The 24,592-nt window shown below is 63.4% G+C and carries 25 protein-coding genes; 5 read left to right on the forward strand and 20 right to left on the reverse strand.

The window, feature by feature from the left end:
• Positions 1-67: 67 nt before the first annotated feature.
• The 6 genes from AB7E19_RS06225 to AB7E19_RS06250 form a co-directional block, all read right to left on the reverse strand.
• Positions 68-478: an SRPBCC domain-containing protein gene (locus AB7E19_RS06225; protein ID WP_261998926.1), complete on the reverse strand. Its 411-nt coding sequence runs from the start codon at positions 476-478 to the stop codon at positions 68-70.
• A 46-nt stretch (positions 479-524) separates the two neighbouring features.
• On the reverse strand, positions 525-752 hold the full coding sequence (locus AB7E19_RS06230; protein ID WP_322131039.1) for a DUF4287 domain-containing protein: 228 nt from the start codon (positions 750-752) through the stop codon (positions 525-527).
• Positions 753-781: 29 nt separating this feature from the next.
• Positions 782-1,180 (reverse strand): GFA family protein, encoded by a 399-nt coding sequence (locus AB7E19_RS06235; RefSeq protein WP_322131038.1) that lies wholly within the window; start codon positions 1,178-1,180, stop codon positions 782-784.
• Between the two features lie 207 nt (positions 1,181-1,387).
• A complete protein-coding gene (locus AB7E19_RS06240; RefSeq protein ID WP_214003701.1) occupies positions 1,388-1,753 on the reverse strand; it encodes a VOC family protein in 366 nt (121 codons plus the stop codon).
• A 122-nt stretch (positions 1,754-1,875) separates the two neighbouring features.
• On the reverse strand, positions 1,876-3,321 hold the full coding sequence (locus AB7E19_RS06245) for a chitinase (protein ID WP_201888321.1): 1,446 nt from the start codon (positions 3,319-3,321) through the stop codon (positions 1,876-1,878).
• 188 nt (positions 3,322-3,509) lie between these two features.
• Entirely contained in the window at positions 3,510-4,703 is a 1,194-nt protein-coding gene (locus AB7E19_RS06250; protein WP_322131037.1) for a methyltransferase, read from the reverse strand.
• A gap of 179 nt (positions 4,704-4,882) precedes the next feature.
• Between AB7E19_RS06250 and AB7E19_RS06255 the strand changes: the two genes are divergently transcribed.
• Positions 4,883-5,461: a PhnA domain-containing protein gene (locus AB7E19_RS06255; protein ID WP_039040739.1), complete on the forward strand. Its 579-nt coding sequence runs from the start codon at positions 4,883-4,885 to the stop codon at positions 5,459-5,461.
• A gap of 343 nt (positions 5,462-5,804) precedes the next feature.
• Here AB7E19_RS06255 and AB7E19_RS06260 read toward each other — a convergent pair whose 3' ends face one another.
• Entirely contained in the window at positions 5,805-6,830 is a 1,026-nt protein-coding gene (locus tag AB7E19_RS06260; protein ID WP_052816246.1) for a Wadjet anti-phage system protein JetD domain-containing protein, read from the reverse strand.
• Between the two features lie 423 nt (positions 6,831-7,253).
• Between AB7E19_RS06260 and AB7E19_RS06265 the strand changes: the two genes are divergently transcribed.
• The 3 genes from AB7E19_RS06265 (at position 7,254) to AB7E19_RS06275 (ending at position 8,928) form a co-directional block, all read left to right on the forward strand.
• The gene (locus tag AB7E19_RS06265; protein ID WP_134996992.1) at positions 7,254-7,889 is read left to right on the forward strand and encodes a LysE family translocator; all 636 of its coding nucleotides are present in this window, start codon (positions 7,254-7,256) and stop codon (positions 7,887-7,889) included.
• A 123-nt stretch (positions 7,890-8,012) separates the two neighbouring features.
• The gene (locus tag AB7E19_RS06270; protein WP_039040737.1) at positions 8,013-8,216 is read left to right on the forward strand and encodes a hypothetical protein; all 204 of its coding nucleotides are present in this window, start codon (positions 8,013-8,015) and stop codon (positions 8,214-8,216) included.
• A 121-nt stretch (positions 8,217-8,337) separates the two neighbouring features.
• A complete protein-coding gene (locus AB7E19_RS06275; RefSeq protein ID WP_322131036.1) occupies positions 8,338-8,928 on the forward strand; it encodes a hypothetical protein in 591 nt (196 codons plus the stop codon).
• Between the two features lie 68 nt (positions 8,929-8,996).
• Here the strand turns inward: AB7E19_RS06275 and AB7E19_RS06280 are convergent, their stop codons facing one another.
• The 5 genes from AB7E19_RS06280 to xapA all read right to left on the reverse strand — a co-directional run bounded on the left by AB7E19_RS06280 (position 8,997) and on the right by xapA (position 13,470).
• Complete coding sequence (locus AB7E19_RS06280; protein WP_322131035.1) at positions 8,997-9,488, reverse strand: SixA phosphatase family protein; 492 nt, start codon at positions 9,486-9,488, stop codon at positions 8,997-8,999.
• A gap of 38 nt (positions 9,489-9,526) precedes the next feature.
• Positions 9,527-10,441 (reverse strand): DMT family transporter, encoded by a 915-nt coding sequence (locus AB7E19_RS06285; RefSeq protein ID WP_286700821.1) that lies wholly within the window; start codon positions 10,439-10,441, stop codon positions 9,527-9,529.
• A gap of 47 nt (positions 10,442-10,488) precedes the next feature.
• On the reverse strand, positions 10,489-11,295 hold the full coding sequence (gene deoC, locus AB7E19_RS06290) for a deoxyribose-phosphate aldolase (protein WP_286700820.1): 807 nt from the start codon (positions 11,293-11,295) through the stop codon (positions 10,489-10,491).
• A 62-nt stretch (positions 11,296-11,357) separates the two neighbouring features.
• Positions 11,358-12,617: a NupC/NupG family nucleoside CNT transporter gene (locus AB7E19_RS06295; RefSeq protein ID WP_139737409.1), complete on the reverse strand. Its 1,260-nt coding sequence runs from the start codon at positions 12,615-12,617 to the stop codon at positions 11,358-11,360.
• A gap of 25 nt (positions 12,618-12,642) precedes the next feature.
• On the reverse strand, positions 12,643-13,470 hold the full coding sequence (xapA, locus tag AB7E19_RS06300; RefSeq protein ID WP_286700818.1) for a xanthosine phosphorylase: 828 nt from the start codon (positions 13,468-13,470) through the stop codon (positions 12,643-12,645).
• A gap of 308 nt (positions 13,471-13,778) precedes the next feature.
• Between xapA and AB7E19_RS06305 the strand changes: the two genes are divergently transcribed.
• Positions 13,779-14,717, forward strand: a complete 939-nt coding sequence (locus AB7E19_RS06305) for a LysR family transcriptional regulator (RefSeq protein WP_427934741.1) — start codon at positions 13,779-13,781, stop codon at positions 14,715-14,717.
• A gap of 45 nt (positions 14,718-14,762) precedes the next feature.
• On the opposite strand, the gene AB7E19_RS06310 is transcribed toward AB7E19_RS06305, so the two are convergent.
• From AB7E19_RS06310 to cmoM, 8 genes are all read right to left on the reverse strand, one after another.
• Entirely contained in the window at positions 14,763-15,071 is a 309-nt protein-coding gene (locus AB7E19_RS06310; RefSeq protein WP_010674842.1) for a putative quinol monooxygenase, read from the reverse strand.
• Between the two features lie 266 nt (positions 15,072-15,337).
• On the reverse strand, positions 15,338-15,823 hold the full coding sequence (locus tag AB7E19_RS06315) for a GNAT family N-acetyltransferase (protein ID WP_427934742.1): 486 nt from the start codon (positions 15,821-15,823) through the stop codon (positions 15,338-15,340).
• Positions 15,824-15,840: 17 nt separating this feature from the next.
• Complete coding sequence (locus tag AB7E19_RS06320) at positions 15,841-16,314, reverse strand: cupin domain-containing protein (protein ID WP_041215097.1); 474 nt, start codon at positions 16,312-16,314, stop codon at positions 15,841-15,843.
• Positions 16,315-16,601: 287 nt separating this feature from the next.
• Positions 16,602-16,988, reverse strand: coding sequence for a septal ring lytic transglycosylase RlpA family protein (locus tag AB7E19_RS06325; protein WP_221365490.1), 387 nt, complete (start codon positions 16,986-16,988; stop codon positions 16,602-16,604).
• Between the two features lie 149 nt (positions 16,989-17,137).
• Entirely contained in the window at positions 17,138-21,565 is a 4,428-nt protein-coding gene (gene mukB / locus AB7E19_RS06330) for a chromosome partition protein MukB (RefSeq protein WP_427934743.1), read from the reverse strand.
• 45 nt (positions 21,566-21,610) lie between these two features.
• Positions 21,611-22,348 carry a chromosome partition protein MukE gene (gene mukE / locus AB7E19_RS06335; RefSeq protein WP_029314572.1) on the reverse strand — a complete coding sequence of 246 codons (738 nt, stop codon included), beginning with the start codon at positions 22,346-22,348 and terminating at the stop codon, positions 21,611-21,613.
• Positions 22,329-23,648, reverse strand: a complete 1,320-nt coding sequence (gene mukF, locus AB7E19_RS06340; RefSeq protein WP_039040724.1) for a chromosome partition protein MukF — start codon at positions 23,646-23,648, stop codon at positions 22,329-22,331. Before mukF ends, mukE begins: the two co-directional genes overlap by 20 nt.
• A gap of 114 nt (positions 23,649-23,762) precedes the next feature.
• On the reverse strand, positions 23,763-24,539 hold the full coding sequence (gene cmoM, locus AB7E19_RS06345) for a tRNA uridine 5-oxyacetic acid(34) methyltransferase CmoM (protein ID WP_039040723.1): 777 nt from the start codon (positions 24,537-24,539) through the stop codon (positions 23,763-23,765).
• Positions 24,540-24,592 lie beyond the last annotated feature (53 nt).

Here is a 24,592-nt window from a genome sequence, read left to right on the forward strand (position 1 = left end):
CCCGGGCGAACGCCATAAAAAAACCACCGCCAACTTGCGGTGGTTTTTTCTTGGCGCCCCGCAGGGGTCAGCCGGCGGCTTCCATATGGCGCTTGAAGTTATCCAGGATGCTCTGCCACCCCGCCCGCTGCTGTTCGCCGCTGTGCAGGGACTCGGCATCGAACAGCTCCTCCACCCGGGTGCCCCCTTGCTCTGCCACGAACCGCACGCTCACCTCGCGGCCATCGTCCATGACGTAGCCGAGCACCGTCGGCGCAGTGACCTCGGTGAAGGTCCCCTCGAAATCGAACCCCGTGCTGCCATCCCGCGCCGCCATGTGGTGGCAAAAACGCCCACCCACCCGCAGGTCCACCCGGCTTTGGGGGCAGTGCCACTGCGGGGAGGCGGCGTTCCACGCCATGATGCTGGCGGGGGTGTTCCAGCCCTGCCACACATCGGCAATCGGCCTGGCAACCCAGACGCTGACGCTTATCTTCATCTCTCTGCTCCTCTGGCTTTCCTGCACGTTTTGCACTGTGACACTGTCATGCCACGCCGGGCGCATCGGGCTGCGCCAAAAAGTGGGCCACCAGGGCATTGGCATGGCCGTGGCCCATGGCGTGTTCGTCCTTGAGCCAGGCCACCAGGGCCATGTGTTTGCGCTCCTCTCGCACCGCCAGCAGGGTCAGCCAGTGGGCGATGGGCCGGCCGTATTTCTGCTCGATGGCGGGAAAATAGGAGGCAGGCCCCTTCACCTTCGGTTGTTCCTCCATGATGGCTTCTCCTCAAGGTGGCCACAGGCTCAGGGTTTGGGGGCGAACTGCTCGAACACCTGCTGTCCGGTCAGGGTCGGGGTGTCGTTCTTGAGGGCATAGAAGTCGGGCTTCTCGTCGATGAAGATCTGCCCGGTGAGTTCGAACCCCTGATCCTGAAACAGGCCGGCGGAGAGGATGTACTCGTCCGTCGGCAACAGATGGTAGAAAAGATGGGTGCCGCAGGTGGAGCAGAATCCGCGCTCCGCCCACTCCGACGAGCGGTAGGCCACCGGGGTCATCCCGGTGAACCGCACGCCCTTGCCCCCGTGCACCGCGAACATGGGCCCCCCTGACCAGCGCCGGCACATGGCGCAGTGACACAGGTTGACCTCCTTGTGATCGCCGCTCGACACGGTGATCCCGCCACACAGACAATGCCCTTCCATGATGCCTCCTGAGAGTTGGGGCGACAGACCGGGCGAACGGGTGCTCGCCTTCTTGCCGCACCAGATGAAGTAGCACGGGATCCGGGGGGCGGCAACTGACCATTCCGGGGCCTCACCGCGGGTCTGAGGCTCCCGGAGCGGGAAAATCCCCCTCTTTATTCATCGCGTGAATGACTCAACACACCCCATGCACCAGATAAATAATGGTCAGGTTCCCTCCTGCAAGGCGATGCGATTCCCCTCGCAATCCCGACACTCCGCCACCCGGAGGCCCTCCCCGACCTGGGTGACGGGATAGAGACAGGCCCCGCCCGATGCCAGTGCCCGGGCCATGGCCCCCTCGATGTCAGGCACCCGCAGATAGATCCGGGTGCCATCCAGGCTCGGCACATAGCTCTCCCCCTTCGCCAGGGCGCCGGAGCAGCCCGCCGTGCCACTTTCCAGGGGAAAGAGCGCCATCTCGTTGCCATCGATCTGCACCCGCTCCAGCACCGTCTCGAAGACCCCCTCATAGAAGCGGATGGCTCTCTCCATATCCTGTACCGGAATTTCAAAATGAATGGCGATGTTCATGGTCATCCTCCCTCGGTGTGAATCCGCAGGCTATCAGTGCCAAAAGAGGCGCAGCAAGCCAGCGCGGCGATCAACAAGGGAGGCGCGCGGCCTCCCCGGGGTGCTTGCGCTTGTACTGACTCTCAGGTCACCGGAGCCCAGGGATCCCCCTTGCCCGGCTCGTTGCCCTGGGTCCACCACTTGGCCTGATAGATGATCCCCTTGTGGCTCACCTTGTTGCCCGCGGTGTAGACCTTGCCTGCCTCCCAGGCCGGTACCCCGTCCACCGGCGGCGTGCCGGGGTCGACCGGGGCCGGATCCAGCGTGGCCACCACCCGTACCTTGGGCCAGCTGGCGTGGGAGCCGTAGAAGTTGGTCACGCACTTCTCGTAATCCCCCGGCACCAGGGCCGAATAGGCGGTCTGGTACCCCACCAGATCGCACTCGAAGGAGTAGCCGCCGGGTCTGTCCGGGTAGTATTTCCAGTTGCCGTCCCAGTTGGTGTAGAGCACGTCAGTGGCACCGTTGAGGTTGAGGCTGCCATAGGGGGTCTGCTGCCAGCAGGTGTTCTTCTCGTCCGCCAGTAGCGGGATACCGTAGTGGGCCGCAAGCCCCTCCCAGTAGCGGATACGGTTGACCGGCTGGCCCTTGTTCTTGTTCTGCTCGCCGCACTCGATGCCACCGTTGATGATGTTGATGGTGGTGCCAAAGCCGTAGCCGATGCCCGCCGCCAGCTCACGCTGGGAGGGCACCCAGGTCCGGTCGATGACGTGCAGCATGGCGGGTTTGGGAGCCTGGGGCGTCAGGAAGAACCAGATGGCGGAGGCGAGGTTGAGCCAGGAGTCCGCCACCAACCCGGGGTTGTTGAGGAGCACAGAGGCGTCGCCGTCGAACATGGCCTCGGAGAAGGCGCCGTAGTTGAAGTGGTAGGAGAGCTGCTTGGCGCCGCGACCGAAATAGCCCTGACCGGTGCTGCAGGGCCAGCGCCGGTTCTGCCAGTCACTCTGGCCACACCCCGTGGTGTAGCCGGTCTGCCCTTCAGACCAGCCCATCTCCCGCACGTGCACCAGGGCCTGTTGCCACTCCTCCAGCCCCAGGGGGTTGTCGGAGACATTCTCCTTGGCGATGTGGCCGCCAGTCTCCTGGGCAAAGTGGGCGAAGGCGGTGATGATGGACTTCTTGCAGATGGCGTCCGCATTGCGCCCGTCCGTGTAGTCGCCGCAGAAGGCGGGGAACTTGCCCACCGCCCGCAGGAAGCGCTCGTAGGTGTACTCCGGGGCGGCCATCTGGGTCAGGAACTCCCAGTCCGATTCGGTGAAGACCCGCTCGACCCGCTTGACGTTGTCCGGGTTGCCGGGGGCGCGGGCCACGATGGCCTCCACCACCGTGTTGGGCCGGGTGGCCAGGGCGTGGGACCAGATCCCGTACATGGGGTTGGCGGTCTTGGCCTGGGCCGCACTGGCAAGATCCGCCGCCGCCATCACATAGCCACCGCTGTTCTGGGGATCGGGCTGGATTGTCATGGCGCTCTGGCCGGGCAGTGCCCAGACGAGGGCAACCAGGCAGGCGGTGCGCGTGAGCATGAACATGGGTAACCATCCTTGTCTTGAAAATGTCAGGGCGAGCATAGGCATCCTGACAACTAAATTCACGACAAGAATTAAGAATTTGGCGAAATTGTGAGCCATGCCTCCCTGCACTCAGATGGCGCTCGTTTGCAGGGGGATCCAGCCCCTGGTCTTGCGGCCGCAGCCATCCGACCTGTCCAGACGCTTGCTCAGATCCCCCCTGCGCGCACCGCCCGGATCAGCAGATTGCGCGGGGTCATAGGTTTGGGACAGAAGGTGCCCACCTCGACCCGGTAGCCCTGCTCCTCGAGGAAAAGGGCGCGATCGAGCAGCAGCCAGATTTCCAGGGGACGGCGAAACAGGTGGCGCACCAGCTCCATGCGGGCGACATCGCCAAAGCGCCGCTCCCCCTGTGCCAGCAAGGCGGCGTAGTCGAGCCCCGCGGGCAAGCTCATCCCCTTGCGCTCGGCGGCCCAATGGCAGAAATCCTCGAAGCCTCCGGTCAGCAGGCTCTTTTGCAGGTTGGGCACCGGCAGGTACTCATCCACCCCGCGCACCTGGCGCTGCAGGCAGTCAAAGGCGAGGCGCCACACCACCTCCCGCTCCCGCAACCGGGCGATGCGGGCGCCGCCGGTCACCGTCTCCTGCAGCGGCAGCTTCAGGTCGCTCTTGCCAAGGCGCAGGGCACTGGCCCTGGCGGCCCGGGAGAGAGGCGCATAGTGCTCTCCCCTGATGAGGTGGTAGCAACACGGGGAGAGGGTCACCCCCTGGGCGCCCCCCTCGGCCACCCGCGTCAGCAGATGGGTGTGCAGATCGCCGCAGGCATGGAGCGCCATGGCGTGATGGTGCGGGGCGATGAGGGCCCCGGACTCGGTGGCAAAGGCATCCGCCTCCACGAACCGCATGTTGGCGCCGTCGCGCGCGGCGAGCCGCCGCCCCTCCTCGCAGAGCGCCCCCTGCCACTCCAGGCTCAGGATCTCGGCGCCACGGTGCAGCGACACCAGGCGTCCCAGATGCCCCTTGCCGGCGCACCACTCCAGATAGGGACCTTGGTGGGGGGGCAGACAGCCGGTGAAGGCCTCTATCTGCCCCTGCTTGCGTCCCGGCATGTACATCGCCATGGCCCTGGCGCACTGGACGGGCTCGGGGGCGAAAGGGGCAAGCTCGCCGAGAGCCTGCAACTCGGCCCCCGCCGGGATCCAGGGGGCGAGCAGGGTGCAGAGCGCATCCATGTCCCCGTCGAGGTGCGCTATCTCGTCAAGGGTCAGGGCTGCCAGGCACTTCGCAAGGGCTGGCGCCTCGCGGGCAAAGGCGATCCCCAAATGGTGATAGGGCTGGTATTGCCACCAGCGTCGCTCGGCGGTGAGCAAGCAGTCCAGTTGTCGAAAACGGTCGGCCAGCACGGTAAACCTGTCCTTTGGCGCAAAAAGGGAGGCTCATTCTAGCGATCTACCGTCAAAAAGCACTCGCCTGTGCGCCTCTGGTAGCCTGACAAAAAGCAGGGATTTGTGCTATATTCCGGCCCCTCATTCGCGCAGCCCGCCACGGCGAGCCGCTTTACCCCTATAAACGGAACCCAATCATGACCATCAATGCCATCCTGCAAGCCCGTGCAAATGCCAAATGCGAGCTGTGTGGCGCAGAACATGCGCTGACTGCCTTCCCGGTGCCGCACTCCCCCGCCAGCGACGACGACCACAGCGTGGCCCTCTGCGCCACCTGCCGCGGCCAGCTGGAGCAGCCGGACACCACGGAGGTGAACCACTGGCGCTGCCTGGGTGACAGCATGTGGAGCCAGGTGCCGGCGGTGCAGGTGATGGCCTGGCGCCAGTTGAAGGCCCTCGTCGCCCGGGGCGAGCTCTGGGCCCAGGACATGCTGGACATGATGTACATGGAAGACGAGGTCAAGGCCTGGGCAGACGCCGGCGTGACCAGCGACGATGACGACAGCGTACCGACCGTCGACTCCAATGGCGCCGTGCTGGTGGAAGGAGACTCCGTCACCCTGATCAAGGATCTGGACGTCAAGGGCGCGGGCTTCACCGCCAAGCGCGGCACCCTGGTCAAGGGCATTCGCCTGACCAACAACCCGCTGCACATCGAGGGCAAGGTCAACGGCATGCAGATAGTGCTGGTGGCCGCCTACCTGAAGAAGGCCTGATTCCGACCCCTTCAAGCCAGAAGCGCCCCCAGGGGCGCTTTTTTGTTGCCTCTGTTTCCTGCCGTTCGGGTGGCACCCGCGGGAAACTGGACTATCCTGCAAACCAGTTCCGCGGTATGCCCCCTCCCCTGGCCGCCAGTACGCCAATGGAGAGGGCCTTCCCGGCACGCATGGAAAGACCCCGGGCACCCTGATCCCCATGGCGCCCACGAGACAAGGAGCCGCCCCATGGCCAGCAAGAAAGAGATCAAGAAGAAGATCGCCGCCCGCCAGGCGAAAATCGCCAAGCACGAAGGCAAGATCAAAAAGCTGAAAAAAGCCCTGAAATAGGGGCTGACAACCATTAAAACCGCCTGATGGCGGTTTTTTCATTACTGCGTTGGCCGCAAGGCGCGTCGAGTGGCCATGACTGCCAACCTCCGGCTAGCACCAATACTTCCTGTTCCAACCACAATCCCTTTTCGATCAGATATATAAGGACCTCTTCCAGTTGCTTGCCATGCTCACTCACCACGGGGACCTCCTCCCATGGGATCTTGCCTCTGCTGATCGGTTGCCCCTCCAGACGGCGGATCAGAGTGCGGGCATAGTGATGAACATAGGCCATCAAGGTGTCGGGTAGCCAAAGAGCCAACGGACGACGAAGGGCATGGGCCAGCTCGTTAGCGATATCCAATCCGCGCTGATCCAGATCGCCAAAATGGGCCCAGGGTACGGCAGCCGGCAACAGCGGGAATACCTGACGTGCCAACTTGGTATTGCGGCCAGGCACATAGAGCAACAACTCCCCCACTTGCAGCGGGTAATCCACGAAAGCTCCCTTGTTCTCCACCGTGACCAGTTGCCGCCCCTGCCACTCAATGCCATGTAACTTACTCAAGCAGCGCTCCGGTAAGACCAGCTCTCCCAATAGTGCCAGTTGCGCCCTCATGTCGTGGCGCAGTCCGTCCTTGTCGATGAGTGACAGCGGGCTCAGCGTGCGAAGTCGAATCACTTCATCCTGTGTCAGCGTGATATCGATAGCATCATTATCTGGATCTATCCCGCTCTTGCTGTCCCCATGCCAGAGGGCATGAAAACTGGCCTGGTTTAGATGTGCGGGCAGGTCCACCCCGAGAGCCCGTATCGTGTCACGCCTGTCCGGCATCACTGGTGCAACCTGTGCCAGCTGTGCTGCGAGATAATTCCTTCCAGCATCGGTCAACACATGACGAGCCCCTCGTCCCACTGGCTTGACTCCACCCACAGCCTGCAGGAGATCTCTCAACTCGCGGCCATGCTTGCTATCGAGTGAATATCCCTGGTTATTAGTGTCTGCCAGCAAGCGGGCACAGAGATCCTGCACACGACGCTCATCAAAAAGTGACATCCTCCCCCCTCTTTCATTGCGGTTCCATATGGCCAAGTAGAGGGGATCTTTCTGTCCACAACCGTGACCTGTCTCGCACCAAAGGAAGATCGCTCTTTCAAACCGTCACCCGTCCACAAGCTCGTGGCAGGATGGTCAGCGGTTACGATTGGCAATCCATCGACATCGGTGAAATCAGTATGCTGCGACGCCATTAGTTGACCGGCGAGAAAAAAGACAGCTTATCTGCGATGTGAAGGCATCATCAAAAACTGCCTTCATGCGGTTTTTTTATACATATCCTTGCCTATTGCATTTCCAGCCACAGAACATGCTGCACCTGATTGCTCTCGCCTGGATCCTCTTCGGGGCCGGGAGAGACGCCGCTGGACGACTCGTCAAAGAGGCTGGCATCATGCCAGCTTTGACGCCAAGGACGTGCTCATGAACCCGAATACCTGGATGCTGTTTGCGCTGGCCTATCTGCTGGCGACCCTGACTCCTGGCCCCAATGTGCTGCTGGTGGTCAAGAACGGTCTGCAACACGGCTGGCGCGCCGCCCTTGTCAGCATCCTCGGCAACCTGGGGTGCCAGGCCATCCTCATCGGTCTGGTCGCCATGGGGGTGGGGGCCCTGCTGCAAACCCTGCCTCCCCTCTTTGTCGCCCTCAAGCTGGCGGGGGGTGGCTACCTGGTGTATCTGGGCTACAAGGCGCTGCGCGCGGCCAATACCGGTGCCCAAGGGCTCTCTCCCTCCACCGCTCGGGGACGCACCAGAACCACCCTCTCCTTGTTGCGAGAAGCCTTTCTGGTCTCCGCCAGCAACCCCAAGACCATCGTCTTCCTCTGCGCCCTGCTGCCCCAGTTCCTCGATCACCAGAGTCCGCTGACGCTGCAGTTCATCACCATGTACCTGACCATCTGCGCCATCGTCAGCCTGGTGCATCTGTGCTATGTCGCCCTGGCCAGGCGCGCCGGTCGCTATTTCAAGCCAGGTCGCAGCGAGCGCCTCGTTGGCCGCATCACCGGCGGGCTCTTCATCACCCTGGGCGGCGCCATCCTGCTCAGTGGTCGTCCCTGATCCCTGTGCCTCACCGCGGCTGACATTATCTGCACCATCGGCGCCGCTTGGGCGCCGCGGATCCCGGCTACCGGGGCTAGAGTTGTAGGCGTGTCTGTATATGAGCCTGCGGTGGAGCGCCATATGTATTCCTACACCCTCACCTTCCGGGAGGAGGCCGACAAGCTGACGGCCCCCGAACACGAGATCCGCTTGCAAAGCCCGGCCCAGGCCGGTGATTTCATCATTCTCTCCGATGGCAGTCGCCATCAGGTGATGTTCGTCACCCACCGCGCCCACTACAGCAGCCTCTACCTCGACAAGGGGGTCCGCATCCCCCAGAGCTGACGCAGACATCGTCTTTCGCTCCCTCCTGCTATGGTGAGAGAGGGCTGCAGCTCGCCAACGCAAGCCCCTTGCCGCCCAGGGAGCAGCAAGCCCGAATGACCCATTGCCAGAGGTATTGATCATGTTCAGACAGACCGCGCTCATCCTGACCCTCACCCTGTTGGGCAGCGCCCAGGTTCACGCCATCAGCCACAAATACGCCGAGCAGCTGGAACGCTCCGGCTGCACCCAGGTGACCGAAGCCCAGGGCTGCGATATTCACAAGAGCAAGGCGGAAAACGCCAAGGCAGGATTTGGCACCGCCGCCCCGGCCGACGAAGGCGGATTGAACATGAGCTATGAGCAGAAGCTGGAGCGCTCAGGCTGTACCCAGGTGAGCGAACTCAGCGGCTGTGACATCAACAAGAGCAAGGCCGAGAACGCCGCCGCCGGATTTGGCGCCGCCCCCGCAGCGGCCAGCGCCAGCCCCTACGCCGGCAACTGGGTCGCCACCTTCCCCGAGACGGGCGCCACGGTCGCGAACATCCGTATCGATGACAAGGATCAGGTGTGGGTCAACGACAAGCAGGTCAGTGCCAGGAAATCCGACGGCGCCCTGGTGTTCAAGGAGGGCATGGTCATCTACACCATCCAGGGGGATCGCCGCCTCAAGGGAGAAGATGGCTGGGTCGACAACGACGCGGGCACCAAGGGGCCCATCGCGGCCAAATGACCCCGTCACCATCACGACAAGGGGAGCCGAGGCTCCCCTTGTCGTTTCTGCCTGCAACCGACGCCCCCCTACCTCTTCTTCGGAAAGTCCAGCACGGCCACCACCGGCGAGCAGGACGGGAGCGCCGACCAGGAGGGGGCGTCGAAGATGAAGCGGGCGACGGCGCAGGTCGGCATGCGAGTGATACCGGAGGAAAAGCCATGAGCCAGGTCGGTGAAGGCAGGATCATGACCTACCAGCAGTACGCAGGCGAGATCATCTGAAAGCGCCCCCACCACCCCGAGAAGGGTCCCGGCATCGCTCTCGTAGAGGCCCTCGTCGATGGCGATGTGGTTCGGGGAATAACCCAGCTCTGCGGCAAGCAGCCGGGCGGTCGACAGGGCCCTGCTGGCGGGGCTCGAGAGGATGAGATCGGGCTTCACCCCCAGGTGCGCCAGGCGAGCCCCCATCAGGGGCGCATCGCGCAGCCCGCGCGCCGCCAGCGGACGAGCGCGGTCAGACAAAGATGCGTCCTCCCAGCTCGACTTGCCATGACGTACCAGGATCAGGGTTCTTCTCATGACGCACTCCCTGGTTGATAAGGGCTACAGGCAGCCCCTCAGACCGCCCCCCGTTTGCCAGCATGAAGGGGCAACAGCACCATGACCACCATGGTCAGCAGCACACCCCCTACCCCCCAGCCTACCTGTTCCCAGTGTACTGTCTCCCCGGTCAGCATGCCGGTGAGCAGCACCATTACCGGGATGAGGTAGGTATAGGCTGACACCTGTTCCGGTTGCAGCGCCACGCTTCCCTGCTGGAACAACAAGAAGCTCAGCGCCGTGGCAAAGAGAGCCAGATAGCCAAGTCCCAGCCCCACCGGCAGGGAGACCCGGCTCCAGTCGGTTTCAAGCAATCCGGGCAGCGCCACCGGGGTGAGCAGCACAGTGGCGCAGATGAGGGTCCAGCCGGTCAAGTGGAGGAAGGACTCCCCCCGATAGCAGCGCTTGATCAGGATGGGGTTGAGGGCCATGGCCACGCAGCCGAGCAGGTAGATGCGATTGCCGGGAGTGAGGCTGAGGTTCGCCACCAATCCCAGATCGCCGCGAAAGATGATGAGGGCCGCAGCCACCATGCCCCCCAGCAGGGCCAGCCCCATTCCCCAGCCGATGGCGCGGCGCAAGATCACCATGCCGGCCAGGGCGCTGATCAGCGGCACCGTGGTGTAGAGTGCGCTGGCATCGAGGGCGCTGGTCTCCTGCAATGCCACGAACATGGCGACGAAGTAGCAGAGGGCCGGCAGCGAGATAAGAGTGTAGCGCCCCAGATCCCGCAGGGAAGGCTGCACCAGCACCCCCTGATACCCCAGCACCCCGACGAAAATGAGGGAGGCCAGCAGGTAGCGCACCCAGGTGACCACCAGCGGGTCCAGCACCGCGGTGAGGGCGCTGCCGATGGGAAACGAGAGGCTGATGAGCAGGGTGAACAGCAACACCTTGCCGTGGGCCTTTGCAACATGGGGAAGTAAAGACATGGGATACACCTGTCAGCAAGGGCGCCCGCAGGCGCCGACGGAAGAGATCAATAACCGTGGTCGGTCGCAGGGGACAGCTTGCCCTCGCCCAGGGTTGCCAGCAACTGGCCAAGCAGGCTGGAAGCACCGAAACGAAACCGCTCGGCCACCAGCCACTCCTCGCCAAAGAGTGCGGCCGCCATGGCGAGATACTCCGCCGCCTCCCGTGCGCTTTTCACCCCGCCCGCCGCCTTGAACCCCACCCGATCCTGCACACCGCACTCGGCGATGGCCGCCAGCATGGTGCGGCACGCCGCCGGGGTGGCATTGACCGCCACCTTGCCGGTGGAAGTCTTGATGAAGTCGGCCCCCTCTTCAATGGCAAGCAGGGAGGCCGCGCGGATAAGCGCAGGCTCCTGCAGCTCGCCGGATTCGATGATCACCTTGAGCACCCGGGCGCCGCACAACGCCTTGCAGCCGCGCACCAGCGCCCGGGCGGGGGCCTCGTCCCCGGCCATCAAGGCACGCCAGGGGATCACCAGATCGATCTCGTCGGCGCCATCCGCGAGGGCGGCGCGGGTCTCGGCCAACACGGTTGCCAGATCATCGTCGCCGTGGGGGAAGTTGACCACGGTGGCAACCTTGACCTCGGGGGTGCCCTGAGCCGCCAGGGTGAGCCTGGCCAGCCCCACGAAGCGCGGGTAGATGCACACCGCAGCGGTGGTGCCGACAGGGGTCCGGGCCTGATGGCAGAGGGCGATGATGCGCGCGTCGTGGTCATCGTCGTTGAGGCTGGTGAGATCCATCAAGTGGATGGCCCGGATGGCCGCCTCTGTGGTGGCGCAGGCAGGTTCAAAAGCAGTCACGTCGTTCATAAATAGCTCCTGTCGGGATAAGAGAGGGGCGCCGCAGCGCCCCGAAACAAAGGGTGAGAGACTCAGGCGAGGGAGAAGAAGACACCGGCGATGGCGGCGCTCATCAGGTTGGAGCAGGTGGCCGCCAGCACGGTACGCAGACCGTAGCGGGCGATGAAGTCGGTGCGCGACGGGCAGAGGGTGCCGAGGCCACCGATCAGGATCCCCATGGAGGCCAGGTTGGCGAAGCCACACAGGGCGAAGCTGATGATCACCTTGGACTTCTCCTCCAGCACCTGCAGACCGGCGGCGGTGACCGTGCTGGCGTCTTTCAGGTAGGGCGCCAGATCGCTGTAGGCCACGAACTCGTTCACCACCAGCTTCTTGCCGATCATGGCGCCGGCGATGCCGATGTCCGCCAGCGGTACCCCGAGCAGGAAGGCGAGCGGCGAGAAGATCCAGCCCAGGATGAGCTCGAGGGAGAGCGGCATGCCCACCATCTCCCCCACCCCGCCCAGCAGGGTGTTGACCAGGGTCACCAGACCAATCATGGCGATCAGCATGGCGCCGATGGCCGCCGCCAGCTTGAGGCCGCTGCTGGCCCCCTCGCCTGCCGCTGCCAGCACGTTCTCCGGCTTCTTGCCATCAAACTGGATGCTGTTGTCAAAGACGTAATCCGGCTGGCTGGTTTCGGGGATGATCAGCTTGGCAAACAGGATCCCGCCCGGCGCCGCCATGAAGGAGGCCGCCAGCAGGTACTGCATGTCCACTCCCATCATGGCGTAGCCCGCCAGCACGGTGCCGGAGACCGAGGCCATGCCGCCGCACATGACGGCGAAGAACTCCGAATCGCTCATCCTGGGCATGTAGGGTTTGACCACCAGCGGGGCCTCGCTCTGGCCGACGAAGACGTTGGCCACCGCCGACATGGATTCGGTCTGGGAGGTGCCAAGCAGCCGCGCCATGGCGCCACCGATGATGCGGATCACCACCTGCATGATGCCGAGGTAGTAGAGCACGGCGATGAGCGCCGAGAAGAAGACCACCAGGGGCAGCACGTTGAGGGCAAACACGAAGCCGATGCCCTCTACCGAGAAGTTGACCAGGTTGCCAAACAGGAAGTGGATCCCCGCCTTGCCGCTTGCCAGCACCGCCTCGACCCCGTGGGCCATCCCCTCCAGCGCCCGGCGTCCCAGCGGCACATAGAGCACCAGAGCGCCGATGGCGACTTGCAAGGCCAGCGCCAGCCCCACGGTGCGCAGGCGAATGGCCCTGCGGTTGGTCGATGCGAACACGGCGATGAGGAGCAGCGCCGCCATACCGAGAAATCCTGCTGCAAACATATCTGACCTCCTGGTCGTTCCCTGCTTACTGGAAGTGGTGCTGGATGAAGGTGTTGATGAGGCGGATGAAGTCCGCTTCCGCCAGCTTGGCGCACTTGAGGGTCTGCTCGTGGGAGAGCTGCACGTCACCGAGCCCCTCCGCCATGTTGGTGATGGCGCAGATGGCCAGCACCGGCAGCGAGCAGTGGGCGGCACTGACCACCTCGGGCACCACCGACATCCCCACCACGTCACCCCCGATGATCTGCATCATGCGGATCTCGGCGGCGGTCTCGAAACAGGGTCCGCTGTAGGAGACGAATACCCCCTGATTGACGGCGATCCCCTCCCGCTCGGCCAGCGCCAGCGCCTCGCTGCGCAACCCCTTGTCATAGGCATTGGCCAGGCTGAAGAAGCGCGGGCCGTAGGCCTCGTCATTGGCACCCGTCATGGGGTTGCCCGGCATGGTGTTGATGTGATCGTTGAAGATGACAAGGGAGCCGACCCCGATGCGCTCCGGGCGCAGCGAGCCGGCCGCATTGGTTACCAGCAGCAGCTCGCAGCCCAGGCGCTTGAAGGTGCGCACCGGGGTGGTCATCACCTTCATGGTCTCGTGTTCGTAGTAGTGGCCGCGCCCCTTCATGCAGACCACATCCACCCCGTGCAGCTTGCCGAGCACCAGCTCGCCACTGTGACCGGCCACCGTGCTGACCGGGAAGCCCTCCAGCTCCTCGTAGGGAATGGTGACCTTCTCTTCCAGCGCATCGGCCAGCACGCCGAGGCCGGAGCCCAGGATCATGGCGGCGCGGGGGGCAAACCCCGGCTTGCGGGCAAGAATGGTGGCGACGGCGTTGAGTACGGGATCGTGTTGCATGAGTTGTACCTCTTGAGGCTGTGAATGAGACATGACGCTCACTCTAGGGGAGGTATTGGACGACAAAAATCGCTAAAATCGGCCTGATTATCCCGATATACAACACAATGAGCGACGTAATGGGGTAATGACGCACCCGAAATGGCCCAAAAACCGCTGCTTCATGCCATTTCTCCGTCAAACGGGTCGCCGGAGGGCGAAAACCGAAGTGATGCGGATCGCGGTTTCAGGAGGGACCCGCCTCCCTGCCCCGCCATTCCCGTGCCCGAACTTTGACGGCGATCTCACCCCTCAAGCCTGGAGAGACCATGTTCCCGGACAACCAATGGCGCGATCGCGTCACCCTCAAGATGTTGCGTTACTTCCATGAAGTGGCCAGCCAGGGCCACTTCAGCCGGGCAGCCCTGCGGCTCAATGTCTCCAAATCGCCGCTCAGCGCCCAGATAAAGGAACTCGAATCCCTGCTGGGTGTGGCCCTGTTTGAGCGCCACACCCGCCAGGTGAACCTGACCCCCACAGGGCGCCTGTTGCAGGCCGAATGCGATCGCCTGTTCGACGTGCTGGAGAGCGGCCTCAACCGGGTGGTGCAGGCAGGGCGCATGGAGCGCAACCAGATCCGCATCGGGCTGGTCAGTTCCATCTTCTGGGCCGGCTTTGGCGAGGTGATCCGCCAGTGTCACCAGCGCCACCCCGAGTGCGAGATCTCCTTCACCGAGCTCTCCCCCGAGCGCCAGAAGCAGGCGCTGGCCAGCAAGGAGATAGACATCGGCCTCGCCCGCTTCGCCGACACCCTCAACATCCACCCGCTGCAGGCCGAGACTGTCTATCGGGAGTCCATGGTGCTGGTGGTATCGGACGAGCATCCCCTGCGGGATCGCAAGCGGGTCTCCCTCCCTGAACTCGCCGCAGAGCCCTTCGTGCTGATGAGCCGCGCCAACTCCGCCTCCACGGATCTCATCATCAACGCCTGCCTAGTGGAGGGCTTTTACCCCCGCCTGCGTCAGGAGGTGGTGGAGCCCAATACCCTGATGGCCGTGGTGGCCACCAGCCAGCAGGTGGCCCTTGTGCCCGCGAGCTACGCCCGCCAGAAGTGGCCCCACGTGCGCTTCATCCGCCTCGAGCAGGGGATCCCCGCCGATCTCTGCGTGCTCCATGCTCCGCCCCTGGTCGGGCAGCTGACGACCACCGCCATCCGCCACTTCATCGACACCATGAGCGAGCAGATGAACCTGCCGGAGCGAGGCTGAAGGCAAAAAGCCCGATGAGGGGATCATCGGGCTCTGCGGCAAGGATCAGGGGCTCACTTCTTCCATGAAGACAAGCCGAAGGGGTTCGGCCAGCAGTTCGTCCGCCTGGCGAGCGAAAGCCTGGAAATACGCGGTCTCACAGTGGGCATCCAGGGCGGCCTGACTCACGAAGGCTTCCCGCATGTAGAAGGTGCCGGGTTCATCCTTCAACTCGAACAGCACGTAATCGAGGTTGCCTGGCTCTTGGCGAGTGGGGCCAATCAAGGTGAGCAGGGCATCGCGAAGGCGCTCTCCCATGCCGTCACGGGCCTTGAGCACCGCGATCGATACCAGTTTGTCTGTCTCTTTTTTCATCCAGTTATCTCCGTTGTACATCGTCAACACGCCAGAGAGTGCAACCTGGACAGCGATTTATACTGCCGGATGCGCCTCCATCAGACGTTGCCCAGTGTAGGCAGGACGGTGGGGGCCATATAGGGGGGCAGAATGAACACTGTGTTCAACGGGGTGGATAACCACGCCGTGCACGGAGGAACAAACGAGCGGGAGGGATCATGGCGCAAAGGGTGGCAACGGGACCCGCCAGGAGGCGGCACGGCTTGCTGCCCCCCTGGTCCAGGCTAAGGGCCTGCAGACCAACGTTCAACGTCAAGGCAATAGGTGGTGAAAGGGTGTTCGCCCAGGCGCGTTTTCCTCACCCAGATGGCCCGTCTGGCGAGGGACCGATAAGGCGGGCGAGTATCCAGCAGGTGAAAGAGTATCGTCCGATGGCCAAGCTCCCTCGCCCACCCCATCATCTCGTTGAAAATCGCCACGCCGCTTCCCCAGCCGGCCCTGGCGAGCACGATGGCAAGCTCCACCCCCTCGTCATCGGGCTGGATGCCGCACCACCCCGCCAGGGTGCCGTCGAGGAAGATGGCGCGCACGCGGCAATCTGGCCGGGCGTCGACTCCCAGCTTGTACGCCATCCAGTCGTGCACCCCGGCCACATCGAAAAGCGGGTGAGGGATCAGGTGCTTTCGCAGCGTCTCGTCGTTGAGCAGCGGCAGAAAATCCTCTGCCCTGACAGCAGAAAAGGGGCTGAACACCATGGAGGTCTCTCTCATTGCGCGAAGAGGCCCCCCTAGTAGGGGGTGCCATCCTTGTGTCTGGCTGACCAGGCACCATCGGCCCCCTGTACCAGGGCCAGATCGTCATCGGGATAGTCGACGGTGTCCCCTGGCAGCCTGTCGCCCACCTCGAGATAGACGGCGTCCACCTCACCGTGGTTGAGCAACTGGTGGGCCAGGCCGCTGCCCCCCTTGAAGCCGATGCACTCCCCCGGCGACATCCGGTACTCCTCCTCCCCGTGGCGCAGGGTGGGATTGCCCGAGAGTACATAGACGAACTCGTCCTGCAGGCCGTGATGGTGCTTGAGCGCCGAGATGGCTCCCGGTGCCAGGGTCGTCAGATTGACCCCGAAGTTGGCGAGGCCGAAATGATCCCCCAGCCTGCGCCGGGTGCGGTGCTTGACCAGGGAGGCAAAGGGCTCCGGATAGAGGGACTTTGCCTTGTGCTCGGGGATGGCCGTTGCCTGAATGGCGCGCTTGTCAGTCATGTTCTGATCCTCCCTGTGAATGACGTCTCTCTTTATAGCCTGCTCCTTAGCGACAAAACATGGGCAGGGGTTGAAGGGGTGTCTCGCACACCATGCCATGCCCGGTTGCCGCCAGATGGCAAAGACACCCTGTTTTTCGTTTGGCTATCTTAATGGCACACCGGAAAATGGGAAGTCGCGTTGGCGACCTCACCAATGGAATAAAGAAGATGGCCCGCGATCACTGGGAAATGCCCTCTTCCAGCGGCCCGGGTATGGAGGGGCACCGGCACATGCAGACCCGGTGACTAGAGCACCTCAATCCTGACCTTGATAAGCCCGGATCGGGGATTGCCGATGGCGCTGAACGCCGCCCTGGAGAGATCGATGATGCGCCCGCGGGGGAAGTTGCCCCTGTCGTTGACCCGCACCACCACGCTCTTGTCGTTGGCCAGGTTGGTGACCCTGACCAGGGCGCCGAAGGGCAGTGTCATGTGGGCGGCGGTGTTGGCGTGGCGCTGGTAAGGCTCCCCGCTGGCGGTGCGCTTGTTGTGGTAGCGATCGGCGTAATAGGAGGCGAGCCCCGTCTGGGTATAGCCTCGCCAGTTGCCCGCACTGCCTGCATCAGGCTGGCTGCTGCAGGCGGCCAGCAGCAGGCACAGGCAGGCCAGCAGCCCTTTTTGTCGCGTCGTCATGCGTTGCTTCCTCGATGGGACAGAGCGACCAGCATCGCCAGTCAGGCTTCCGTTAACAGGGGCCTACTCTCTCACATTTCCCATGGAAAACGGGAGGCCCAAGCCTCCCGTTTGTGTGTTCACCCGTCAGCCCCTGTCAGGGGAAGATGTCAGGCGATGAGCTTGTCGTCGGCGAAGCCAAAGCCGCGCAGCCCCACCACATGCACATGCTCGTGCTTGCCCTGCACCTTGCGGATGAGCTTGTAGGTGGTGCCCTTCTCGGGGCTGATGTTCTCCGGCGCCGCGATAAGCAGCTGCATATCCTGGCGCTCGCACAGCTCGAACAGGGTGGCGATGGATTTGCCATCAAGCCGCGCCGCTTCGTCCAGGAACAACAGGCGGCAGGGAGCGATGTCCTTGCCGCGCAGACGGCGGGACTCCTCCTCCCAGCTGATGAGCACCATGAGCAGGATGGCCTGACCGGTGCCGATCGCCTCGCCGGTGGAGAGGGCGCCGCTCTCGGCACGCAGCCAGCCGTCGGCCCCGCGCTGCACCTCGATCTCCAGCTCCAGGTAGTTGCGATAATCCAGCAGCACGTCCCCCATCACCTGATAGTTGCGCTCCCCCTGCTCCACCTGCGGATTGAGACGCTGGAAGAGCTTGGCCATGGCCTCGGAGAAGCTGAGCTCCTTGTCGGCGAAGAGATCGTTGTGCATGGCGCTCTGATCGGCGAGTGCGGTCAGGAGGCGAGTGTGGGCCTCGCGGATATTGACGTTGAGACGCACCCCGCGCACCAGACCGAAGGCGATGTTCTGCAGGCCCTGGTTCAATACCCGGATGCGGTTCTGCTCCCGGCGGATGATGTTGGTGATCTTGGCCGCCACCTCGTGGGAGGAGAGGGACAGGTGGGTTTCCCGCTGCTTGAGCTCGTCAGCGAGACGCGCCAGCTCGATCTCCATCTCCTCGATCGCCTCGACCGGGTCATCGGAGCGGATGATGTCGTTGCGAATGCGATCTTTCAGGTAACGGTAGACCTGCACGTAGAAGGCCACCTTCTGCTCGGTGCTGCGGTTGCCTTCCGACAGCCGCAGCGCATCGCGCAGGGCCTCGTCGTGGGCCACCGCCACCCGCAGGGCGCCGAGGGCCTTGTCCGACATGGAGCGCAGCTCGTCGCTGTCAAGATAAGCCAGCTCGCGCTTGTTCAGACGCTTCTCGACGTCGGTCTCCCGTGCCAGACGCACCACCCGCGACCAGCTCGCCTTGTGACCCACCAGGGATTTACGGGCGCTGTAGTAATCCTTGCCTTCGAGCTTGAGACGACCGCCAAGGGATTCGATTTCGCGCTTGCACACCTGCAACTGGGCCTCGGCGCTGGTGCGGCGGGTCCGGGTGCGGATAAGCAGCTCTTCAATCTCTTTCTTGTGGGCACGGGCCTTCTCTTCCATATCGTCAGAGAGGGTCAGCCCCATGGCCGCCAGCTCCTGCTCGAACTCCGCCAGGGTCTGCCCCTTGGCCGAGGCGCTGGAATCCAGCGCCGTGCGCAGTTGCAGCGCCTCGGTGTGGCGCTGGGTGATCTGCTTGTGCTGCTCACCGGCGGTGCGGGCGGTAAGCTCTGCCGCCTTGAGCTTCTCTTTGAGTCGCTCGCTCATCTCGGACGCCTTGCCCAGCAGATCTTGCGCATCCTGATAGGCAAAGTGCGGCAAACGGGCCACCAGCTGATCGAAGGCGTAGCAACGGCGCTTCTGCTCGGCCAGCAGGTCGCTCACCTCGTCAAAGGCCGCCTGCAGGGCCGCCAGATCCTGGGGATCCTGGCGCAGCACCTGCACCATGGTTTCCAGTTTTTCCAGCGCCTTGCCGTGTTTGGCGATAAAGGCTTCGGCTGTTTTAAGGGCCTCCACATCGGCGTGAGCCGCCTCGAGGCGGGCCGCCAGGTCTGCCTCGGCAAACAGGTGGGCAAAGGGCAGCATCCCCTGCACCAGCTGGATATGGCGGGTCAGCTGGGCGGCGGCCGCTTTGGCATCACTCAGCTGCTTGTCGCACTCGGCGATGGTTTCTTGCAGCTTGCGCTGCTCGTGCTGCTTGGCCTGCACCTCGGCTTCGGGGTCCGGGCGGAAGGCGATATCCAGATGCTGGCCGATAAAGTCGCGGAAGTGGCCGTAGAGACGGTGGTACTTCTGCTGCTCGAAGGCGGCCTTGGCGTAGCCCTCGATGAGGTTTTCCCGCTCAAGATCGAGCTGCTCGATCCGTTTTTCCCGGGCGGCGCGGCCAAACAGCGGCAGCTCGGGGTAGCGGGAGAAGCGCACCTGACGCTTGCTGGTGCGCACCAGCACGGCGTCCCCCAGCTCATCCGCTTCCACCAGATCCTCGTCAAAGGAGTCGGGGTTGCCCTGGATGAGGTAGATATCTTCCGGGCAATCTTCCAGCTTTTTCAGCCGCTCGATGGCGCCTTCGAGGTCGAGCACCACCAGGGCGCTGCGAGCCGGGCCGTAGAGTGCGGAGTAGTAAGGGGCATCATCGATGGAGATGTCGTCATAGACGTCCGAGAGCAGCACGCCCCCCACCTGCTCGGCGATGCGGGCAAGACGCGGATCCGCCTCGCCGGCACCCAGCTGCAGGTTGCGAATTTGCATCTCCAGCGCCTGTTTCTGGCCCTGAATGCGGTTGCTCTCCTGCTCGAACTCCCGCTCCTTGTCGAGCACGCTCTGCATGCCGGAAGAGAGTTCTTCGGCGGTGGCCAAGGCCAAGCCACTCTGCTCGCGCAGTTGCTCGAGTTTTTCAAAGGATTTGAGCCAGCGCGGGGCCAGCTTGGTCAGCTCCGCGATATCGCGACCCAGCTGAGTGCCCTGATGTTCGAGGCTGGCGCGGCGCTGATTGGCCTCTGCCTGCTGCTCGGAGAGCTCCTCCTGGCGGGTGCGCTGGGCTTCGAGGAAGATCTCCAGCTCGTCCTGGCTGGCAATGTGCTGACCAGACGCCTGGGCCAGCTCGTCTCGCAGCCGCAAGAGCGTCTTCTGGCTTTCGCTCTCTTTCTCGAGGCGAGCCAGCGCGGCGCGCAGACCCTGCCCCTGGGCAATGCGGGCCTTGTCTTCGATGTGGCGCTTGAGCAGCCCCTGCGCGGTGGGCCAGGCAGCCTCGCGCACTGTCTCGGGGGCGATGCTGAGCAGCAGCGCCAGCGCCGCTTCGTGTTCGGCCACCGCCGCCTTGGCCAGCGCCAGCTGCTGCTCGGCCCCCAGCACCCGGCTGGTGAGGCTCTGCTCGGCTGCGCGGAACTGGTGCAGGGTGTCGCTCGCCTGTTCGGCGGTCAGCCCCGGCAGCTCGCACTGCTCGCGGGCAGCATCGAGGGCCTGCACCGCCTGACGGTACTGGATGGCGCGGGTCTGCTGGATATCGAGCGCCTGCTGATAGTCGGCCAGCTGGGTCTTGAGGCTGTCTACCTCTGCCTGGGCCAGCTCCTTGCGCTCTTCCACTTCCAGCAACTGGCCGTGGATCTCTTCCACCACCGCCTGCTGTTGCTCCAGCTTGTCGTTGAGCTCCGCCAGATCGGCGCGATAGAGGGCAATCTTCTTTTGCAGCGCCACGGCCGCCATCACCTTGGCCAGGTGCTCGGCGGCGGACTCCAGCTCGTCGGTCAGGAGCTTCTCGCGGTTGGTGAGCTGATCCACCTCGTCCGCCAGATAGATGGCGCGCTGTTTCTCCTCGGCAAGCAAACGGCGTTTGCCGGCGAGCTCAGAGCGTGCCTTGAGGGCCAGCTCGGAGAGACGGCTCTTCTCGGCGGCGCCCCGCACATACTCCGCGGCCACATAGTGGGTGGTCTCGGTGATGAGATTCTTGAAGAGATCCCGCTGACCCTGGGTCTCCTTGATGGCTTCCAGGGTGCGGCGGTTCTCGTAGATGGCCGCCTCCATGTCCTGGAACGCCTTGCGCACCCCGGAGTTCTCCGGCAGCAGGTATTCACGCAAGGAGCGGCTGATGGAAGACGAAATACCGCCGTAGAGGGAGGCTTCGATCAGGCGATAGAACTTGCCGCGATCCTTTTGATCCCGCAGTTTCTTCGGGGTGATGCCGAACTCGAACATGAAGTTGTGATAATCGGTCACCGTATTGAACTTGGCGACCTTGATGGCGCCAAGCTCCGCTGCCGCCCCCTTCAGATCGGCGAAGGCACGTACCCGGCCCTTGCCGTCGTCGAGCTTCTCCAGCAGCAGATCCGTGGGCGCCAGGTGCTCGGGCACATCCACCAGGGCGAACGGGGTGATGTTGACCTTGTTGTCACGGTTGGCCACCTGCTCCAGGTGAACGCCGACCCAGATCCGCTGCTCGCGGCTGTTCATCACTTCCAGCAGCGAATAGCAGTGGCCACGCTGCAGCTTGCCGTAGAGCCCCTTGTCGCGGGAGGCACTGCTGGAACCCGCTTCCGTGGTATTACGGAAGTGAAGCAGTGACTGGTCGGGAATGAGGGCCGCGATAAAGGCCGCCATGGTGGTGGACTTGCCCGCGCCGTTGCCGCCGGACAGGGTCGTGACCAGCTGGTCGAGATCGAAGGTGCGGGCGAAGAAGCCGTTCCAGTTGACCATGGTCAGGGATTTGAATTTGCCTCTCACGCCACACTCTCCATCAAACCGGCAGACACCATCAGTGCCGGCACATTAACGTTGCAGATCATCTTCCACCTCCAGCTCCAGCTGCTCTTCGTCCAGATCCTCTTCGATATCCTCGAACAGGGAATCGCTGCTCGGCATCTCGTCGTCGTGGAAAATGGCCTCCCCTTCCTGGATCATCCGCAGTTGCACCGCACGGGGATCCTCGTCGGAGCGCACATCGGCGGCGAAGCGGAACACGGACTCGTTGACCCGGAATTTGTCGCTGTTGCCAAGGGGGGTGATCATCCCGAGGCGCTTGAGGCGACGCATGGAGGTGCGGATCTTCTCGAGCAGCTTCTTCTTGTCCAGATCCGTGCCGCCGGAGCGGCTGTTGACCATGCGCAGCAGTTGCTTCTCGTCCGCCAGACTCAGCACCTCTTCTTGCAGCTCGCCCATGGCGAACACCCCTTCAGAGGCGAGCCTGTCCGGGCTCAGGAACAGGTAGCAGAGCACCTTGCCCACCAGCATATCGAGCTCAGATAACACTGTTGTACCGATGTCGGCGCTCGGGCGCGGACGCAGGTAGAAGAAGCCTTCCGGCGCCTTGATGAGTTCCACCTGATAGCGACCGTAGAAGATCTCCAGCTCCTGGTGGTACTCCACCAGGGCCGAGTGCTGCTCGAATTCGTCGGCACTGATGTGGCGACCGGAGCGCAGGGCGGTGTCGATGCGCGGAAACAAGGGGTTGGCGATGGCCTCTGCGAGGCGCAGGGGCAAGGGGAATTCAGTATTGATCGATGACATAGGCCTGAACCTTGGATCCAGCTTGGTTGATGGGTTTCCATGCGGGTTGGCGGTGATGTTCGCGCTCACCGCTGGCATGGCCGAGACGCACGGCCTGATCGATCAGGAGGCGCGCCACGTCGAAGTGGGCATGAGCCGGGTAGTCCAGCAGGTATTCCCGCAGCACGTCGGCAAGATCCAGCCGATCTCCCTGCTCCGGGTAGCGGGCCAGGTAGCGCTCGATGCGCTCCGCCAGCTCCTGGTTGATGTCCACCATCTCCACGTACTCCATCTCGAGGGGCACCTCGCCGGTCACCTCCTCGTCGTGGATGGCGATGGTTTCATCCCGCAGCTCCAGCAAACGGGGCTCTTCGGCCACCCGCAACAACCAGCTGTGCTGCTCGAAGTTGCGGATGGATTCCCGCAGCCGCTGGCTGAAGGCGCGGTTCTTGTCCATGTCGATGGCGTTGCGGATGAACTTGTGGACGTGCCTGTCATAACGGGACCAGAGCTCAATGCACTGCTGGCCCCAGGCGGTGATGACGTCCAGACGCCCCTGCAGGGCGTGGGTCAGCTCCTCGACGTGGAACAGATCATCGCGCCCCTGGGCCGCTTCCTGAATGTTGAGCAGCCCCGCCTGTAGGCGGTGGCCGGCGGCGTCCAGGGTGTCCTGCAACTCGCGCAGGGTCTGGCCGGTCTCGTGCAGGAGCTTCTCGCAGCTGTGGATGGCATCGACCCAGTTCTGGGTCAGCAGGGCCGCGATCTCGCTCTTGACCTGGTTTTGCTGCTCGTCCATGGCGCGCTGGGTGAGATCGATGCGCCCGAGCGTCTCTTCCAGGGAGAAGGAGAGGCGCGGCAGCACCTCGGCGTCCCACTGCTCCCGGGTGTTGGTCTCGAGCGCCGCCTTGCGGGCGGTGTCGAGCTCGGCCGCCAGGTGCTCGAGCAGGATGGAGAGCTTGATGGAGTCCACCTGGCGCTGATCCATGAAGAAATCGACGATGCTCATGCCAAGACGCGACAGGCGGTAGAGGCTCTCCCCCGCCACCATGTCGGTGGTGAAACGCGACAGCAGTTGCTGGCGAATGAGATCGTTGATGGCGTTGTTGGCGCGACCGGTGAGGGTCTCGTCCATCTGGCCGAAGGCACTGCTGACATAGCCAAAGGCATCGTGCAGCGCGGCCTCCGAGAGATCAGACTCGTCCTCGGAGAGCGTCTTGATCGCTATCAGAAAGGCCAGCCTGTCGGTGGGGAGGTTCAGCGCCAACCCCTCCTGTCTGACCCATCCCACCGTCTCTGGCAGGGTACGGGATGTACTCATCATGACGTTATCATCTCGTTGTTATAGTCGGCAGGTCTTTGCCTGCCGTGGTGATATAGGCCGGGGTCGGTGGCGCCCCGGCGGCTGGATCCCGCATCGTATTCACGCCGGTGGGGCTCAACCGGCCGGTTTCTGGGCCATCACATGGATGTAGCGCCCCAGGGAAACAAAGGGCTCCTGGCGGCAATATTGCTGCTCCATGGCGAGCAGATCCTCGAACTTCTCGACCTGATCCTGCTTGTGGCGCATGTAGTCGTGGATGACACGCACCCCGGTCTTGCCGATGATCCGCAATCCCCCCCGGCCTATCCAGTCATAGACCTGCTCCGGCAACTGGGGATTGGTGGGTGTCAGGGCGGTCTGGCGTTTCTTGCGAAGGCCCAGGCGCACATAGTCGAAATTACCCACCACCAGGCTCTGGAACAGGAGGCCGTGACGATTGTAAAAAAGCAGCGACAGTATGCCCCCTGCCTTGACGAAAGGGAACAGACCCAGCAAGGTCTGGCGCGGCTCGGCGAGCCACTCCAGTACCGCGTGACAGAGCACCAGATCGAAGGTGCCGGTCACCTGGTGCTTGAGATCCTGAATGGGGCAATGGATGAGACGAATTCTGTCTTCCAACCCCTTCTGGGCGATCTGCTCCCGGGCCAGATCCAGCATTTCTGCCGACAAATCGCACAGCTCCACCTGATGGCCCATGGCCGCCAGTTTCTGGGCGAAGTAGCCAAAGCCGCCGCCGGCATCCAGGATGCGCAGCGGCCGGTTGCCCAGGCGCGCCAGGCAGGCTTCGATGTCACTCCAGACAATGGTGGTGCGAATGCGCCCCTTGGTGGAGTCGTAAATGTTGCGAGCGAACTTGTCCGCGCGCCCGTCAAAACTCTGATCTTGCTTCAAGACACACTCATCTTCGACCGCCCCGCCATGAGGGCCGCAGGAGGAACCACACC

The organism is Aeromonas sp., from assembly GCF_050252055.1.
In the GTDB taxonomy this organism is placed as follows: domain Bacteria; phylum Pseudomonadota; class Gammaproteobacteria; order Enterobacterales; family Aeromonadaceae; genus Aeromonas; species Aeromonas caviae.

Excerpts from the sequence above, each read along its gene's own strand:
- AB7E19_RS06225 (WP_261998926.1), bottom strand. The coding sequence starts at position 478 with ATGAAGATAAGCGTCAGCGTCTGGGTTGCCAGGCCGATTGCCGATGTG.
- AB7E19_RS06230 (WP_322131039.1), bottom strand. The coding sequence starts at position 752 with ATGGAGGAACAACCGAAGGTGAAGGGGCCTGCCTCCTATTTTCCCGCC.
- AB7E19_RS06235 (WP_322131038.1), bottom strand. The coding sequence starts at position 1,180 with ATGGAAGGGCATTGTCTGTGTGGCGGGATCACCGTGTCGAGCGGCGAT.
- AB7E19_RS06240 (WP_214003701.1), bottom strand. The coding sequence starts at position 1,753 with ATGAACATCGCCATTCATTTTGAAATTCCGGTACAGGATATGGAGAGA.
- AB7E19_RS06245 (WP_201888321.1), bottom strand. The coding sequence starts at position 3,321 with ATGTTCATGCTCACGCGCACCGCCTGCCTGGTTGCCCTCGTCTGGGCA.
- AB7E19_RS06255 (WP_039040739.1), top strand. The coding sequence starts at position 4,883 with ATGACCATCAATGCCATCCTGCAAGCCCGTGCAAATGCCAAATGCGAG.
- AB7E19_RS06260 (WP_052816246.1), bottom strand. The coding sequence starts at position 6,830 with ATGTCACTTTTTGATGAGCGTCGTGTGCAGGATCTCTGTGCCCGCTTG.
- AB7E19_RS06265 (WP_134996992.1), top strand. The coding sequence starts at position 7,254 with ATGAACCCGAATACCTGGATGCTGTTTGCGCTGGCCTATCTGCTGGCG.
- AB7E19_RS06270 (WP_039040737.1), top strand. The coding sequence starts at position 8,013 with ATGTATTCCTACACCCTCACCTTCCGGGAGGAGGCCGACAAGCTGACG.
- AB7E19_RS06275 (WP_322131036.1), top strand. The coding sequence starts at position 8,338 with ATGTTCAGACAGACCGCGCTCATCCTGACCCTCACCCTGTTGGGCAGC.
- AB7E19_RS06280 (WP_322131035.1), bottom strand. The coding sequence starts at position 9,488 with ATGAGAAGAACCCTGATCCTGGTACGTCATGGCAAGTCGAGCTGGGAG.
- AB7E19_RS06285 (WP_286700821.1), bottom strand. The coding sequence starts at position 10,441 with ATGTCTTTACTTCCCCATGTTGCAAAGGCCCACGGCAAGGTGTTGCTG.
- deoC (WP_286700820.1), bottom strand. The coding sequence starts at position 11,295 with ATGAACGACGTGACTGCTTTTGAACCTGCCTGCGCCACCACAGAGGCG.
- AB7E19_RS06295 (WP_139737409.1), bottom strand. The coding sequence starts at position 12,617 with ATGTTTGCAGCAGGATTTCTCGGTATGGCGGCGCTGCTCCTCATCGCC.
- xapA (WP_286700818.1), bottom strand. The coding sequence starts at position 13,470 with ATGCAACACGATCCCGTACTCAACGCCGTCGCCACCATTCTTGCCCGC.
- AB7E19_RS06305 (WP_427934741.1), top strand. The coding sequence starts at position 13,779 with ATGTTCCCGGACAACCAATGGCGCGATCGCGTCACCCTCAAGATGTTG.
- AB7E19_RS06310 (WP_010674842.1), bottom strand. The coding sequence starts at position 15,071 with ATGAAAAAAGAGACAGACAAACTGGTATCGATCGCGGTGCTCAAGGCC.
- AB7E19_RS06315 (WP_427934742.1), bottom strand. The coding sequence starts at position 15,823 with ATGAGAGAGACCTCCATGGTGTTCAGCCCCTTTTCTGCTGTCAGGGCA.
- AB7E19_RS06320 (WP_041215097.1), bottom strand. The coding sequence starts at position 16,314 with ATGACTGACAAGCGCGCCATTCAGGCAACGGCCATCCCCGAGCACAAG.
- AB7E19_RS06325 (WP_221365490.1), bottom strand. The coding sequence starts at position 16,988 with ATGACGACGCGACAAAAAGGGCTGCTGGCCTGCCTGTGCCTGCTGCTG.
- mukE (WP_029314572.1), bottom strand. The coding sequence starts at position 22,348 with ATGTCATCGATCAATACTGAATTCCCCTTGCCCCTGCGCCTCGCAGAG.
- mukF (WP_039040724.1), bottom strand. The coding sequence starts at position 23,648 with ATGATGAGTACATCCCGTACCCTGCCAGAGACGGTGGGATGGGTCAGA.